Genomic DNA, 14,296 nt, shown 5'->3' with positions numbered 1-14,296 from the left:
CCCTGACGGCTATTTGAGGATCGCCGTCAGGAACTTGACCAGCGGGGCCTTCTCGATGCTGCGGCGATGGCCGACGATGCCGACCTTGATGGCGCCGGCGGCGTTGCCGATGAAGGCGGCGACGTCCATCGGGATCCCCGCCGCCGCCAGCGGCGAGGTCACCGCCAGGAAGGCGTCGCCGGCGCCCACCGTGTCCACCACCGTGTTGGTGAAGGCGGGAATGCGGTGGGTGCCGCGGTCCTTGCCGTAGCTGACGCAGCCCAGCTTGCCCTGGGTGACGATCAGGTTGGAGCAGTCGATCCGCGCCGGCAGCTTTTCCGAGGCGATGATGGCGATGTCGCTGAACTTGTCCCCCACCGCCAGCCGGGCCTCCGGCGCGTCGATGCAGACGAAATCCGCCCGCGGATAGCGGGTGATCATGTTGTAGCCCAGGTTCCCCGAATTGGTCTGGGTGTTGACCGCCAGGAAGCGGGCGTGACGGGTCAGCGTCTCCACCACCCGGTCGGTGATCAGCCCGTGCCCGAAATCGGTGGCGATCACCAGATCATAGTCCCCGGCCCGCTCGGCGATCATGGCGCAGAAGGCGTCCTCCTCCTCCTGGTCGAGGGGAGTGTCGTCCATCTCGTAGACTTCGAACAGCTTGCGCATGTAGCCCGGCTCCAGGAAGCGGGTCTTGCGCGTGGTCGGCTTGCCGGCGCGGCGGACGAAGTCCATGGCGACGCCGGGCTTCAGGCTGGCCCTGACCATCGCCTCGTCGCCGGCATCCTCGCCGATGGCGGTCAGGACGTCGACCCTGGCGCAGAGCGCGGCCGTGTGGTTGGCGGCGGCGATGACGCCGCCGGCGAACAGCTCGCGGTCGCGGTAGAGCGTCGCGATCATGTTCTCCTTGGGCGCCTTGGCCAGGGGAATGACGTAGCGGTACTCGTCGATGATGGTGTCGCCCACCACCAGCACCTTCAGGTCGCGCACGGCCTCCACCGCCCGCAGCATGACCGGCAGCAGGTCGCGGTCGCGCGCGTCCTCAAGATAGGCGTGCAGCTCGGCGTCGTAGACGCCGAGATACTTGTTGATCAGGCTGGAGCTGCTGAAGGTGATGTCGTCGGTGAAGGCGAGGCGGCCGCCATGGGCCTCCACCGCCTCCCGCTCGTCCACGATGCCGCCGGTGACGTCGTCGGCGGCGTTGGCGTATTCGGAGCCCTTCACATAGACGCTGGGCCTGACGGCGGACAGCGCGTTGACCGCGGTGGGGGCATGGTTCACCGCGACATAATCCACCTGCTCCAGGGCGGCCAGCATCTGCGCCCGCAGCAGTTCGGAGAAGACCGGCCGCCCCGGCCCCTTGTTGACGTAGCGGTCGGCGGTGACGGTGACCACCAGCATGTCGCCGTGGGTGCAGGCCTCCTCCAGATGGCGGACATGGCCCAGATGCAGCAGGTCGAACACGCCGTGGCAATGGACGACCTGCCGCCCGGCGGCGCGCGCCTCGGCGACGATGGCGCCCAGATCCTCCAGGGTCTTCACCTTGTCGCGGGTCTGGCGATGCCGTCCGGCTCCCATCGCCCCTTCTGCGAGTCCGCCGAGGTCAGTCACGGTCATGTCCCCCACCCTGTCCTGCGGCACGCCTCGCGTGCCGGTTCCTTCCAACGATGTTTCTTCAGCGGCCCAGATACTTGAACCAGTCGCGGGTGGCGTCCGCGATGCCGTCCTTGCTCCAGACCGGGGCGTCTCGCCAGTAGTCGAGATTGTCCATCATGCGGGCGACGCCCTCCTCGATGGGGACCTTCGGCGCCCAGTCCAGTTCGGCGGTGATCTTGCCGATGTCGGCGAAGGTGCAGTCCGGCTCGCCCGGACGCTTGGGCAGATGCTCCACCCCATCGGCGCCGATCAGCTCGACCAGCCGGTTGACCGACACGCTGGCGCCGCTGCCGACATTGTAGATCTCGCCGGTCCGCCCCCGCTCGGCGGCGGCGACGATGGCGGCGACGACGTCGGAGACATAGGTGAAGTCGCGGGTCTGGGTGCCGTCGCCGACCACCGTCAGCGGCTTTCCGGCCAGCTTCTGGGCCAGGAAGACGCCGAACACGGCGCCATAGGTTCCGCTGGTGCGGGCCCGCGGACCATAGACGTTGAAGAAGCGCAGGCTGACCACCGGCAACTGATAGACCTTGGCCCAGTGCAGCAGCAGCTGTTCGCCCATCCACTTGGTCAGGGCGTAGGGATATTGCGGGGCGATGGGCGCGGTTTCCGGCGTCGGGTAGACGTCCGGGATGCCGTAGCAGGAGGAGGACGCGGCATAGACCAGCTTGCGCACCCCCGCTTCCTTCGCGGCCTCGGCGACGGCGAAGGAGCCGTTCACGTTGGCGTCATGGTAGCGGTCCGGATTCTGCACCGAAGGCACGATGTCGGCCAGGGCCGCCAGATGGAACACCCGCTCCGCTCCGGCGATGGCGTCGCGCATCGCCGCCCGGTCGGCGACGTCCGCCTGGATGAAGCGGAAATTGGGGTTCTCGCGATGCTGCTGGAGGTTGGCCAGCCGCCCGACCGCCAGATTGTCCAGCCCGACGACGGTACGTCCGGACGCCAGCAGGGCGTCCACCAGATGGCTGCCGATGAAGCCGGCGGCCCCGGTCACCAGATCGAACCCGGACACCGTCATTCCTGTCTCCCGATCATGCTGAATCCCGATCATTACCCGCAGCTTTCCCGCAGGGTGCGCCGACACGCTGCAGGAAACTCGTTCAACATCTGTTAATGATGCGAGGCTGCGCCCTGCGACGTTTGGACCGTCCCCATCCCGTCGCCACCACTCCCGTTCCGGGATCAGCGCTTGACGACCAGCCCCTGCCCCGTCGGCAGCTCCAGGATGCGGTAGCCGCGTTCGGCCATGAAGGCGTCCTCCGCCTCCTTCTGCATACGGAAAAACCGCCAGCCGTAATCGTCGAAGATGACGAAGCCGCCCGGCACCACCCGGTCGAACAGCTTCTCCAGCACGCCGATCTCCGCGGCGGGGGAGTTGAGGTCGATGTGGAGATAGGCGATGCGTTCCGGGCTTTCGATCGACAGGCTGTCCGGCAGGAAGCCTTGGATCACCGTCGCCTGCGGCCAGGGGGCGAAGCGCTGCCGCACCGCCTCGGCGCTGTTGCTGCGGTAGTTCTGCTGGACATACTCGTAGAAGCCGGGATTCTCCGGGAAATCCGCCGGGGACGAATAGCGGTCCGAAAAACCCTCGTAGCTGTCGTAGAGATAGAAACGCTTGCCGGACTGCGGGAAATCGGTGGCGTTGACGACCACCCAGGACATGTCGCCGCGCAGCACGCCGCATTCCACGAAGTCGCCGTCCAGCGCCAGGGCGTTCTGCGCCGCCCAGACCAGCGTGTTCAGGCGATGGGCGATGGTGTGCGGTCCGCCATACTGGTCGTAGCTCTGCACGCCGAAGATCGACCGGAACGCCGCCTGGAACCGCTCGTCCGCCAGGAAGCCGTTGGTCTTGTCGATCGTGATGAGTCGGTCGCCGCAGAAGACATGGTTGTGGTTCTGGCTGGTGATGGCGTCGATGAAGGCAATCGAGGCCGGGGTGACATAGGCGTTGTCGACGATGTCGCCGGCGATGATGTCGATGTCGTTGCGGATGTGGGCGGCCGCGAACTCGCTGTAATTGATGACGCCGCCGGTAATCCCGCCAACGATCCCCTTTTCGGCCAGCAGCGTCCGGATCTCCGCCTCGTACATCGACGAGATCAGGATGACGTCGCCCGGCCGGCGCACGTCGGCCAGATACTCGTCCAGCCGGTAGGTCGGGAATCCGGCATCCTCGCGGCTGCCCTTGAAGCTGTCGATGAAGCCCTTCGCGTTGCCGTAGCCCAGCCGTTCGAGCTTGCGCCGGAAGATCGCCCCCAGCCCGCCGCTGCCGTACAGGTAGATCGCCGGGGCTTGACGGTAATCGATGGGGCGGTCGGTCACGGTATGCTCCTTCAATTCGGCTGGAGAGTCCGGCGGGCGCCGCCGTCGATGCGGGCGGCGATCCGGTCCAGAACCGTCCCGTTGCAGGCGTCCAGATGCCGGCGCAGGCTTTCGGCACCCGCCTGCAGGGCCGGGTAGTCGGCTGTGGCGAGCTGCGCCAGGATGGCGTCGGGGGTCAGGGCGTCGACGATGATCCCCGCCCCGAAGCGCCGGGTCAGGTCGCCCATGAAGCTCCAGTCCTTGTCGATCAGCACCGGAAGGCCGGCGCAGATGTAGCTGGTCCAGCGGTTGCACACGCAGACATGGCGGTCGCCCTGGAAACGGTCGCGGTGGTCGCACAGCCAGCCATAGCGATAGCCGGTGAGGGCCGACAGCATGTCGGCGTAGGGCAGCCGCGGATGGTAGTGCAGCGGGCCGGTCAGCGTTTCCAGATACTCGGCGAACAGCCCGTCGCCCGCCCCCGGCATATGGGCCGAATTGTAGAGCGCCGCCGTCATGCCGCTCTGCCGGCACAGATCCGTCAGCACCGGCACGAAATTGTAGCCGCTGCGGAAATCCTTCAGGAAGGCCGCGGCGGGGAAAAAGCCGGCATACACGATGTCGCCCAGCGACCCCGGTGCCCGGCGTTCGCCCGGTGGCGCCTGCAGCGCCGGGAAGAACAGCACGGACTCCGCCTGCCAGGGCCGGGCCACCCTCTCCCACAGGGCGCCTCCGCGCTTGGAGACCAGCATGTCGGTCCCGCCGGCCAGCCGTTCACCCAGCCGCAGCATGCGGATGGTCTGGGCGTCCAGGCCGAAGAGAAGCTCCAGGTCGCGATCGCTCCACAGGATGGTGAGGTCGTACGGCTCCCCGATCACCACCGAGTCCGGAGACCAGAGCTTGATCAGCGGCAGCAGGAAATTCTTGTAGAGGATGGTGCGGACATAGACCGTCCGCGGTCGCACCCGTTGCAGCAGCGCCTTCAACGCCTGCAGGGATTCCAGCAGGTCGGCCGTCTCGAACAGGCTGGACGGATCCGAACCGGCGGCGCGGCCGAGGAAGGCATGGAGCGTGCGGCCCCCCTCGAGCAGGCCGGCCAGCATCCGTTCGGGAACCACCTCCGCGGTGGCGGAGGTGACGACCAGATTGTCGACCGGACCGGTTGCCGCGGCCTCCACCAGCGCGCCCACCCGCTCGCGGCTGAAGGCGGCATAGCCGGCGGAGGAGTAGAGGGTCCGGATGCGGTCCGCCGGATAGCCGGCCGCCGTCAGCGCCGTCACCATCTCCTGCTCGAAGGAGGTGTGGGCCACCAGCACATAATCCGCGTCCAGCGACTGGGCTTCGGCCGGCGGATGGACCGGCAGGCCGTGGAAGTCCGTCAGCGCGCCGGCCATGCGGTCGAGTACGCCGACCGGCTCGACCCCCGGCATCGCCTTCAGCGCCGGGATCAGCCAGGCGGAATGGCTGCCGGCGCCATGTACCAGAACCCGCCCCGGCGGCAGGGCGGCGCGGCAGAAACGCTCGGCGAGTGCCATGTCGCGTGGGGCGCCGTGCCATGCGAGCGCCCAGGCCTCCAGCGTTCGGAGCTCCGACGGTCCGGCGGCGGGAAACGCCGCCCAGGGATTTTCGGGGAAGGCATCGGCACCCGTGGCGAGGGACAGGCCGCTCCTGCCATGGGCTTCCGTCAGGCTGTCGTCTTGGCCGGCCAACGCTGGTGATGCTCCGCAAATGGGGTAGCGCACTATGCCCGAGCACAGGCGCAACCACCAAGACCCTATGTCACCCCCGACCCCGCTTCCTCGTCGGATGGGGCAACCTGAACGAGGCAACCCCTTTGGTTGCGTGGCGTCAGGAAGGTCTTGCCTGCGTGCGGCGGTCTGGCGGATACTTGGCATCCTTTCCGAAGCTGCGGCTTGCCGCCCATCCCGCCCGTTCGTTCAACGTTTTCCATATCGGCGTTTCCCACATCGGCGCTTCCGAACCTTCGTTGCGTCCGCAGAGGACTCGGTTCACGCCGCTTTACGGATTTCCCGCGGAGCCTGGATGCCATGACGTCATCGTCCCCCGATCCCAACTCCTATTCCTCGAAGGCCTATTTCGAGCCCTGGACGGACTGCTTCGAGGTGGATGCGCAGCGTCTCGATGCGCTGCTGGAAGAAAGCCGGCAGGACCCGCGAGGGCGGGTGCGGATCTGCCTGCACCGCGACGAGCAGGATCCGCTGCACGAGATGGTCATCGCCCTGGCCGACCACGGCTATCTGCGTCCGCACCGGCAGGTCGGGCGGCAGAAATCCTATCTCATCCTGAAGGGCGCGCTCCGGGTGGTCTTCTTCAACGAGGCGGGAGAGGTTCTGCGCCGGCTGGAACTGGATGCCGAAAGCCGGCCGATCGCCCGCTTCGATTCCGGCATCTGGCACACCATGACCTCGACGTCGAATGGAACCGTCTATCTGGAGACCATCCTGGGTCCCTTCGACAAGACCGGCACCGACTGGGCCGACTGGGCGCCGGGCCGGTCGCCGCGGCCAGAGATCGAGGCCTACATGCAGCGGGTCCTGCGGTCCTGACCGGGTGACGCGGCGCTGGTGAGCGGTGGAAGAGCGAGTGGATGGAACTGCATTACTGCGTCCCGGTCTGGGGCGAGCGCTATGTTTCGGTCCTGACGGACGTCAGCATGCCGAGCCTGCTGGCCGAGGGCAATCTCCCCGCCCTGGCTGAGGTCTGCGACGTCCGGTTCCGCATCTTCACCCGGTCGGCGGATGCCGGGCTGATCCGGTCCAGCCCGATCTGGCGCCGCTTCACCGGACGCATCCGCACCGACATCGTGCCCTGCGACCATCTCGACCTGTCGCAGACCTATGGCGGGATGTCGAACCTGCTGCGCGAGGCCATCCGGCAGGCCGCCGCCGCCGGCGCCGCCTTCGTGCCCCAGGCGGCGGACGGCTTCTGGTCCGACGGCAGCTTCCGCACCCTCGGCCGGCTGCTGCGGGCCGGAAAGCGCCTGGTCCTGTGCGGCGGGGTCCGCGTGACCATGGAAAGCTTCGTTCCGGCAATCCTGCGCGACCATGTCCGGCCCGACGGGAGCGTCGCGCTGTCCGGGCAGGAACTGGTCGGGCTGGCGATCGACCATATGCATCCGAGTTTCGCGTCCTCCCTGACCGATGGCCGGCTGCGTCCGGAGGCCCCGTCCCATTGGCTGCGCCCCTGCGGCGAGCGTTCCTTCATCCAGACCATCTTCCATGCCGTGCCGCTCGTCGTCGTGGGCACCGGCTATGAGTGCGGCTTCAACGGCACCATCGACCGCGGCTTCGTCGAAACGCTTGGGCTGGCGGAGACCGAGATCGCGATGATCGGATCGAGCGACGATCTGATGCTGGTCGACATCGCCCGCGCCCGCCGCTTCCTCGGTCGCGCCCGGCTCGACCCTGCGCCCGACGCGGTGGTCACCGGGCGGTGGTTCCACGAACAGGGCGAACAGCACGCACTGCATGGCGGGCGCTTCCTGGCGCGGGCGATCCGCTGCCGCGGCAGCGACCGGCCGGGCGAAGCCGCGGATCTGGCGCGTGCGGCCCGGCAATCCCGGCGGGCGGCCATGGACGGTCTGGCGGTCGCCGAGATGCTGGCGGCGGCCCGGGCCTTGCGGCAGGTTGGGCGGACGGATCTGGGGGCAGAACTGACCGCCGCCGCCCTGGGCGGGCGTCTGTCCCTGTCCGTCGCCCGCCTTCGCCCCTACCGGGCCTTCCTGCCGGCCGAAGCCGCGGAACTGAGGCTGCTGCTGTCCGGAACGGGGGCGGAGCGGCTTGCAGACCGCATCCTGCCCGGGACCGGTGCGGCGGCCGGCGTCATGGAGGGGCGCAGCTTGGGCGGCGGCACCCTGCCCGCCCTGCAGGTTGTCGGCGGTCCGGTCGACACCGGGCTCGGCCAACTCTATCTGGTGGATCGCTGATCCGGAAAGCCGGGGGCCGGCGTCAAAGCGGCTGGCATGGTTCCGTCGCCGCGGAGCGCAGACATTCGAGCCGGAAGCCCAAGCCCCGGTGCAATTCGGCCGACGCTCCCGGATCGATGGCGGCCAATGCTTCGCCCAGCCTGAGATGGGCGAAGCCGTCGCGTGGATTGAAATAGACGGCCAGCATCGCCGCGACCACGGACGCCTCGCCGAACCCGGCCAGTTCCAGCATCCCGCTCATCGTCTCCGCCGCCCGGCAGCCGAATCCCGCATCGGCCGGCCGGAGCGGAATCTGCCGTGCCGCCTGGGCGATCAACAGGTCGAGCAGGCGCGGATCCACCACACGGCTGGCATCTCCCTCCCTACCGAGAGCCCTGCCCAACTCCTCCCGCTCCAGGTCTGTCCACAGCGCTTCCCACAGGGCCGGATTCCCGTGGGCGAGGTCGGGCCGGGGACCGGCGGCGACGGCTGCCGGCAGATCGGGGAAGAGACCGGCAGGGCTGTCCAGCCGATCCCTGGCGGCGCGCTGTTCGAGCGCCGCCCGCCACTGGGAGCGCCGGGCCGGCCGGCCGGCCGAATCGGCCCCCAGGACCTCCACCATCCGGCGAAGGGCGGCGGCACGGACCGTCTTGCCCTGGCGCCGGAACAGGATCGCCGCCCGGCGGGCAAGGCCGGCAAGACCGGTCCGCAGCGGAGCGAGCCGTTCGGCGCGGGCGGCGATCCAGGCGATGGACCAGTCGTGGAACGCCGCGTCGTCGAAGACCGGTTCGGCGGCCGGACGTGCCCCATCCGCTTCTGGTGCCGGCAAGGTCATCGCGCCGTTCAATCCGGCCAGCCGAATCTGGTCACCAGATCGTCCGGCATCATGGCGCGCATGCGTGCCTGCTGCGCGGCCGTGAAGGAAGTGCGCCATTCGTCCTTCAACCCGCGGCGGAAATGCAGGGACTCCGACGGCTTGACCTCCACCTCGGTGACGCCCTCGAGCCCGCCGACCCCATAGAAGTCGATTGCCTTGGACAGGAATGCCGACGGGTTGCTGACCGAGTCCTCATAGACGCTGAACAGGATCTGGAGGCCCATGCCGGCGTCCGCCACCTGCGCCCAGCTGCGGATCCACTCCATCTGCTCGGCGAAGTAATTCTCGATCAGGAAATCCGCGCAGTCCGCAAGGGAACGGCGGTTGAAGTCGTCCGGAAGGTACGGCGCGTGGATTTCGACGATCTGGTCGAATTCCTTCACGAAATGATGGAGACACGACAACATCGTCTGACGCGGATCGCGGACATGGACGATCAGCCGGTCGATCCCGCTGGCCAGCAGCGCCTCGATGGTTTCCGGGGTTCCCGGCAGATGCTCCTGCGACAGGGCGCCGCCGAGGGCAAACTGCGCCATCCAGGGGCGAACCGCCCGGTCGCGCAGGGCATGGTCGGGAATGGCCGTAGTCGACCAGGGAAGGTCGAGGCTCTTCGACAGCAGTTCGGCCAGGTACATGCTGCCGGTCTTGGGCAGCGTGTTCAGGAGAATGCCCGGCAGTCCCGCTTCCTTGCGGCGCAACTGCCTGTCCCATGCGGCGGCCAGCCCCTCGGCGCGGGCATGCGGCAGCAGATGGATGGGCAAGGACGGATGAATGGCCGCCGTCCGCGTGTAAAGGCCGAGAAGGTCGGTGAGCCTTCCCTGCGCCACGATGGCATTCTGGAGCGGAGCGAGGTCGCTTCCCCACAGCGGACTCAGCGTCAGGGCGGCTTCGAGCAGCGACAGCAGGGCGCCGGTCTCCCGCCTCTCCTTCAGGCCGCGGCCCAGTCGGAGGATGGCGCTCTTCATCTGCGGATGGAGCCGCGTCAGCCGGTCGAGACTTGCCGCAGCCTCCTCGCAGGAGGCGAATTGGCGGATGGCGGGAAAAGTTTCCGGTGTCCAGGCCGGCAGGCCACCTTCGATGCGCGACAAACATTCCATCAACCAGGCCGCCGCCACCTCCTCCCAATCCACAGGATTTTCGGATGGATTGGAAGAATTCTCAAGAACCTGGGTGACCATCGCCGCTACCTTGGTTAATTTCTCGTCAAAGGCACATATATTATACCTGAGCGCTCAAACAGCGTTCAATCATTTCATTTATTCCCACCAGGGCGAGTTCTGTAAATTCGGTCAGTCGCCTGATGGACAGAGAGACATCCTGTGGACGTGGCTCCAGCGTCGGGAAGTCCCGCATCCTCGTGGCCTCGATACGGCCGATCTCCAGGGGACTCTGTCCGCCGTCAGCGGTGTCGCGCAACCGGCGGCGGCAGCGCTCGGCGATTTCCAGGCGGCCGGCGGCCTCGGGGCCGGCGAGATGGACGATGCCCGTCCGCCCGCGGTTCAGGAGGGTTGCCAAGGCATCGGCCGCGTCGTCGTCCAGGATCGGCGAGAAGCGCTGATCCGCCGCCACCCGCAGCGTTTCTCCGCGGGCGAGCCGTTCCAGCAGGTCGGTGACCAGGGTGCCGTCGCCCGGCCGGGTGCCGACGACCCGGGCGCAGCGGGCGATGACGGCCTTCAGGCGGTGCGGTCCCTCGGCTTCCCTGGCGATGATCTCCTCGACCGCCAGCTTCTGGCGGCCATAGAGCATCAGCGGCGCCGGCCTGTCGTCTTCGCGGTAATTCCCCCGGCGGCCGTCGAACACCACTTCGCTGGACAGGAAGGCCACCGGCACCCCGCGCGAGGCGCAGGCGAGGACCGCCCGCTCCATCGCCTCCACATTGATCTGGTGGGCGGCCTCGGGATCGCGGGCGCAGGCGTCGGGGGAGGTGATGCCGAACATCAGCACGACGGCGTCCAGCGGACCCAGTCCATCGATCAGCCGCCCGGCATCGTCGGTCGCCGCGTCGAACGGCAACACGCCCGATCCCGTCCGGCTCCGGCCGGTCAGGACGACCCGCTCCGGCCCCAGCCGGCGGGCGAGCGCGCGGCCGATGATGCCACTTCCCCCCAGGACGAGGAGACGGTCCCGCCCCATCAAGCCCCGTCCCGCCGCACCAGGCTGAGATATTGCTGGCCGCGTCCGAACCAGGGAGCGAAGGCGGCTGCCCGCCGGAGTTCCCGTCCCGGCCGCCAGTCTTCCAGGATCGCCATGAAGTCCTCGACCGCCGGCAGCGTCGCAGGGGCCAGGGCGGCCACCGACGCCCTGACGCGCGCCATGGCGTCCAGCACGCCGGACAGGTCGGGCGGGTCCGGCCGTTCGATTGCGTCCTGCATCGCCGTGCAGGCTTCGTCGCAGGCCGTCGCCAGGACACGGGTCTCGTCCGCCGACGCCGCGTCCGGCAGATGGCGATGGTCGAGCAGCACATGGTGCCGGCGATGGAATTCGTCGATGGCCGGCCCGTTGAACTCGCCGTCGACCGTCTTGTACCAGCGCCAGTCGGCGCTGAAGCGGGGCGAGGCCCCGAACAGATCGAAGCGGTCGTCGAGCTGCCCGATCGTCTCGCCGATTCCCCAGAAGCGGCCGAGGCTCGGAACCAGCAGGACGTCGATCGCCCAATGGTCGGGGAAGCGGCTCATCCCGGGAAGGGCGCCGACATGGTCGGCGAAATAGGGGCGGACCAACTCCAGCCGCCTGTCGAGCGGAAGGTCCGGCGGGGCGACCAGCCGGGCCAGGAACCGCCGGCAGATCTCCGACAGGAACGAGACGGCATCGACGCAGGTGACGACCAGGATGCCGCCCGGCGCCACGAAGCCGGCGATGTGCCGGACCAGGGCCGCCGGGTCCTTCTGGATGTTCGTCACCCCTTCGCACAGGACGAGGTCGTAGTCGGGGCTCTGCGGATGGTCGAGGAAAAGGCTCTTCACCTGCCGGACGCCATCGCCATAGAGGCCGTGTGCCTCCAGCAGCGCTTTGGTTTCCGCGATCCCGGTGTCGTTGCCGTCGACCAGGACGTAGGTGGCCGGCCGCAGGTTGGCGGTGTGGAGCGGATTGTGCCCGGACCCCGGACCGAACTCGATCACCCGCCGGCCGCGGACGGCCAGCGGCGACAGCCCCAGCATCTGGTAGAGCGAACGCCGGCGCCGGAAATGGGCATCGAGATCCTGGATCGCCTGCCCGACGGGGCTGACCCGGTTGGCCCGGTAGAAGGTCAGGACGTCGCTTTGCGCGGCAGAGGACTCTTTTGCAGGCTGGTCGGTCACTTGGCGGCTTTCCCCAATCGGCAGGCAGCGTCAGCGGACGGCATGGACCAGCAGTTCCGCCAGTTTGCGCCGCCCATGGTCGTTCAGATGCTCCGTCGGCTGTTCGGGACGCAGGAACAGTGCGGCGGGGAACATCTCGGAACAGTCATGCAGGCGGAAACCGCCGGTATCCAGTCCGGAGCCGAGGGCGGTCCGCACCGCCGCGACATTGGCCCGGACCTGCCGGCGCAGCCCCTCTCCCAGATAGCGCGTCCCGGCTTCCAGATTGACCGGCGGGATGTAGCCGTGCACCTCCGCCCCCAGCCGTGCCGCCGCGTCGGCCGCCCGGCGCAGTTCGGCCAGCAGCGGATGGCCGTCGGCGATGGCGAAGCCGTGATAGACGGCGAACACCTCCGTCAGCCGGCGGACGCGGGCCTCCTCGGACTTGTCCTCCAGGAGGGCCTGGAAATCGGCGACCGTCTTGGAAACCACGCCGGGGATCGGCCCCAGCGTATCGAGGCCGCTGGCCAGGAAGGCCGCCTGCCGTGCGGGCAGATCGGACGGCAGGTCCGTTTCCGCACCGGCATCGCCATCACCGACGGCCATAGGGTCGCGCCCGGCGGCGAAGGCGGCAAGCCACCGTGCATGTCCGTCCCATTGCCATTCCGGCGTGCCCATCCAGATCGGACCGAAGGACCGCAGGCTGACGACGAAGGTCACCGTCCGCGGCCGCCAGCCCGCCTGTTCGGCCGCTTCCAGCACATGGCGGAACAGGCGCAGGTTATAGGCGCCGTAGGAGATGATCCGCACCGGCGCCCGCCCGCCATCCTCCGCATCGAAACGGTCGAGGATCATCCGTCCCAAGGAACGACGGTCGTCGTCGGCGCTGCCCAGCCTTTCGTAGGTGGAATCACCCAGGAACAGGAAAGGACGGGGGGCGGCCGGTTCGGCACGACGCAGCGCCTGGCGCAGGCGGTCGTGGTCGACGATGTGACGGTCGTCCGAACCGTCCGGAGAGCCGAACGATTCCGGCTTCGGCGGGCCGCTCATCCCGCCCCGTTCCCGCTTTCGCCTTCCTCGAAGGCGCCGAGTTCCCGATAGACACGCATCAGCTCATCCAATGCCCAACGCCGTTGCGGCAAGGTGTAGAGCAGGAAGGGTTTGCCCAGCGCGATGGCCGTCCGGTGGGCATCGAGCGCGCCGGCCGCATCGCCGGCGGCGGCAAGGGCGAGACCCAGGTTGGTGTGCGTCCAAGCATCGTCGCGCTGGATTGCGAGTGCCGCCCGATGGGCCTCGATCGCTTCCGCGAGCCTGCCCTGTCCCTGGAGTGCCAGCCCGAGATTGGTGCGGGCGAAGGCGTCGTCCGGTTTCGCGGCCAGGGCTTCGCGCTGGATCGTCTCGCTTGCCCGCCAGTCGCCCCGGTTGGCGGCGCACAGGCCGAGCAGGCTCCGCGCGTCCGGCGTGGAAGACGGTCCGGTGAGAGCAGCCTCTGCCAGAGCGACGGCACGGTCGACACGTCCGGCGGCGAGATTGGCACGGATGAGAAGGTTTGCCGCAGGTGGCTCGATGCCCTTCGGGCCGGAGGCGGCATCCAGCAGAGCGTCCAGCAGATCGACCGCTTCCCCCATCCGTCCGACGCAGAGCATGGCCGCGGCATGGCGCGCGGCCCAGCCCCATTCCCCCGGATCGTAGAAGCGGGCGATGTCGAGCAGCCGGACCACTTTGCCCAAATGGCGGCGCTCGATATGGGGAAGGCTCACCCAGCGGTAACGGTCGGCCAGAGTCCGGCGCAGCACCTGGTCGTTCAAAGCCGGCAGGGCGGCGACCGCGGCCGGCAGGGAGATGCTGCCGGCCCGCGCCGCGAGATAGGCCTGCCAGTGCAGCGCCTCCACCCTGCCGGGGGCGATCTCCAGCAACTCGGCCACCAGCCGGTTCGCCGCGTCGAGGTCGTCGCGCCCTTCGAGCCGCTCGATCTCGGCCAGCCTGGAGGCCGCCTCGTGATCGGGATTGGCCCGCAGGGCGGCCTGCCGGACGGCCTCCGCCTCTTCCGGCCGCTGCGCCTGGATCAACAGGAGCTGCAGGGTGCGGAAGGCCAGCGGAAAATCGGGGCGGGCGGCGAGTGCGCGCTGGAACTGATCGACGGCAGGCTGGATTTCACCCTGGGCGGCAAGCGCCTTCCCCATCTCGAAATAGTAGTTCGAGGAGACGTCTTCCCGGATCCGCCTGCGCCAAAGCTCGATCTGCTCGTCAGTCAGGGGCATGGCCGGTGCGGACATG

Annotated in this window: 12 protein-coding genes; 2 read left to right on the top strand and 10 right to left on the bottom strand. The window is 68.5% G+C overall.

Annotation, left to right across the window (positions count from 1 at the left end):
* Positions 1 to 9 precede the first annotated feature (9 nt).
* From F1643_RS02500 to F1643_RS02485, 4 genes are all read right to left on the bottom strand, one after another.
* On the bottom strand, positions 10 to 1,596 hold the full coding sequence (locus F1643_RS02500; RefSeq protein ID WP_255542323.1) for a PfkB family carbohydrate kinase: 1,587 nt from the start codon (positions 1,594 to 1,596) through the stop codon (positions 10 to 12).
* 58 nt (positions 1,597 to 1,654) lie between these two features.
* Positions 1,655 to 2,656, bottom strand: a complete 1,002-nt coding sequence (locus F1643_RS02495; protein WP_194910430.1) for an SDR family oxidoreductase — start codon at positions 2,654 to 2,656, stop codon at positions 1,655 to 1,657.
* 164 nt (positions 2,657 to 2,820) lie between these two features.
* Positions 2,821 to 3,960, bottom strand: coding sequence for a TylF/MycF/NovP-related O-methyltransferase (locus F1643_RS02490; RefSeq protein ID WP_194910426.1), 1,140 nt, complete (start codon positions 3,958 to 3,960; stop codon positions 2,821 to 2,823).
* An 11-nt stretch (positions 3,961 to 3,971) separates the two neighbouring features.
* A complete protein-coding gene (locus F1643_RS02485; RefSeq protein WP_194910424.1) occupies positions 3,972 to 5,648 on the bottom strand; it encodes a hypothetical protein in 1,677 nt (558 codons plus the stop codon).
* Between the two features lie 339 nt (positions 5,649 to 5,987).
* Here F1643_RS02485 and F1643_RS02480 point away from each other — a divergent pair, with 339 nt between their 5' ends.
* Together F1643_RS02480 and F1643_RS02475 are read left to right on the top strand one after the other, a co-directional pair.
* Positions 5,988 to 6,506 (top strand): WbuC family cupin fold metalloprotein, encoded by a 519-nt coding sequence (locus tag F1643_RS02480; protein WP_194910422.1) that lies wholly within the window; start codon positions 5,988 to 5,990, stop codon positions 6,504 to 6,506.
* A gap of 41 nt (positions 6,507 to 6,547) precedes the next feature.
* The gene (locus F1643_RS02475) at positions 6,548 to 7,885 is read left to right on the top strand and encodes a hypothetical protein (RefSeq protein WP_194910412.1); all 1,338 of its coding nucleotides are present in this window, start codon (positions 6,548 to 6,550) and stop codon (positions 7,883 to 7,885) included.
* Between the two features lie 22 nt (positions 7,886 to 7,907).
* On the opposite strand, the gene F1643_RS02470 is transcribed toward F1643_RS02475, so the two are convergent.
* The 6 genes from F1643_RS02470 to F1643_RS02445 all read right to left on the bottom strand — a co-directional run bounded on the left by F1643_RS02470 (position 7,908) and on the right by F1643_RS02445 (position 14,295).
* Positions 7,908 to 8,699, bottom strand: coding sequence for a hypothetical protein (locus F1643_RS02470; RefSeq protein WP_194910411.1), 792 nt, complete (start codon positions 8,697 to 8,699; stop codon positions 7,908 to 7,910).
* An 8-nt stretch (positions 8,700 to 8,707) separates the two neighbouring features.
* Positions 8,708 to 9,829 (bottom strand): sulfotransferase domain-containing protein, encoded by a 1,122-nt coding sequence (locus F1643_RS02465; RefSeq protein ID WP_194910409.1) that lies wholly within the window; start codon positions 9,827 to 9,829, stop codon positions 8,708 to 8,710.
* 130 nt (positions 9,830 to 9,959) lie between these two features.
* On the bottom strand, positions 9,960 to 10,874 hold the full coding sequence (locus F1643_RS02460; RefSeq protein WP_194910408.1) for a sugar nucleotide-binding protein: 915 nt from the start codon (positions 10,872 to 10,874) through the stop codon (positions 9,960 to 9,962).
* Positions 10,874 to 12,040 (bottom strand): methyltransferase domain-containing protein, encoded by a 1,167-nt coding sequence (locus F1643_RS02455; RefSeq protein WP_194910405.1) that lies wholly within the window; start codon positions 12,038 to 12,040, stop codon positions 10,874 to 10,876. The genes F1643_RS02460 and F1643_RS02455 overlap by 1 nt, the downstream gene beginning before the upstream one ends.
* Before the next feature lie 30 nt (positions 12,041 to 12,070).
* Positions 12,071 to 13,069 (bottom strand): hypothetical protein, encoded by a 999-nt coding sequence (locus F1643_RS02450; RefSeq protein ID WP_194910402.1) that lies wholly within the window; start codon positions 13,067 to 13,069, stop codon positions 12,071 to 12,073.
* Positions 13,066 to 14,295, bottom strand: coding sequence for a tetratricopeptide repeat protein (locus F1643_RS02445; RefSeq protein WP_194910400.1), 1,230 nt, complete (start codon positions 14,293 to 14,295; stop codon positions 13,066 to 13,068). The genes F1643_RS02450 and F1643_RS02445 overlap by 4 nt, the downstream gene beginning before the upstream one ends.
* Between the last annotated feature and the right edge of the window lies 1 nt (position 14,296).

This window comes from Azospirillum sp. INR13, from assembly GCF_015390205.1.
Classification (GTDB): domain Bacteria; phylum Pseudomonadota; class Alphaproteobacteria; order Azospirillales; family Azospirillaceae; genus Azospirillum.
Note: the sequence above shows the minus strand (reverse complement) of the source record. Positions and strands in the feature narration are given on the sequence as shown.

Coding starts and splice junctions, on each gene's coding strand:
- F1643_RS02500 (WP_255542323.1), bottom strand. CDS start 1,596: ATGACCGTGACTGACCTCGGCGGACTCGCAGAAGGGGCGATGGGAGCC.
- F1643_RS02495 (WP_194910430.1), bottom strand. CDS start 2,656: ATGACGGTGTCCGGGTTCGATCTGGTGACCGGGGCCGCCGGCTTCATC.
- F1643_RS02480 (WP_194910422.1), top strand. CDS start 5,988: ATGACGTCATCGTCCCCCGATCCCAACTCCTATTCCTCGAAGGCCTAT.
- F1643_RS02475 (WP_194910412.1), top strand. CDS start 6,548: ATGGAACTGCATTACTGCGTCCCGGTCTGGGGCGAGCGCTATGTTTCG.
- F1643_RS02470 (WP_194910411.1), bottom strand. CDS start 8,699: ATGACCTTGCCGGCACCAGAAGCGGATGGGGCACGTCCGGCCGCCGAA.
- F1643_RS02460 (WP_194910408.1), bottom strand. CDS start 10,874: ATGGGGCGGGACCGTCTCCTCGTCCTGGGGGGAAGTGGCATCATCGGC.
- F1643_RS02450 (WP_194910402.1), bottom strand. CDS start 13,069: ATGAGCGGCCCGCCGAAGCCGGAATCGTTCGGCTCTCCGGACGGTTCG.
- F1643_RS02445 (WP_194910400.1), bottom strand. CDS start 14,295: ATGTCCGCACCGGCCATGCCCCTGACTGACGAGCAGATCGAGCTTTGG.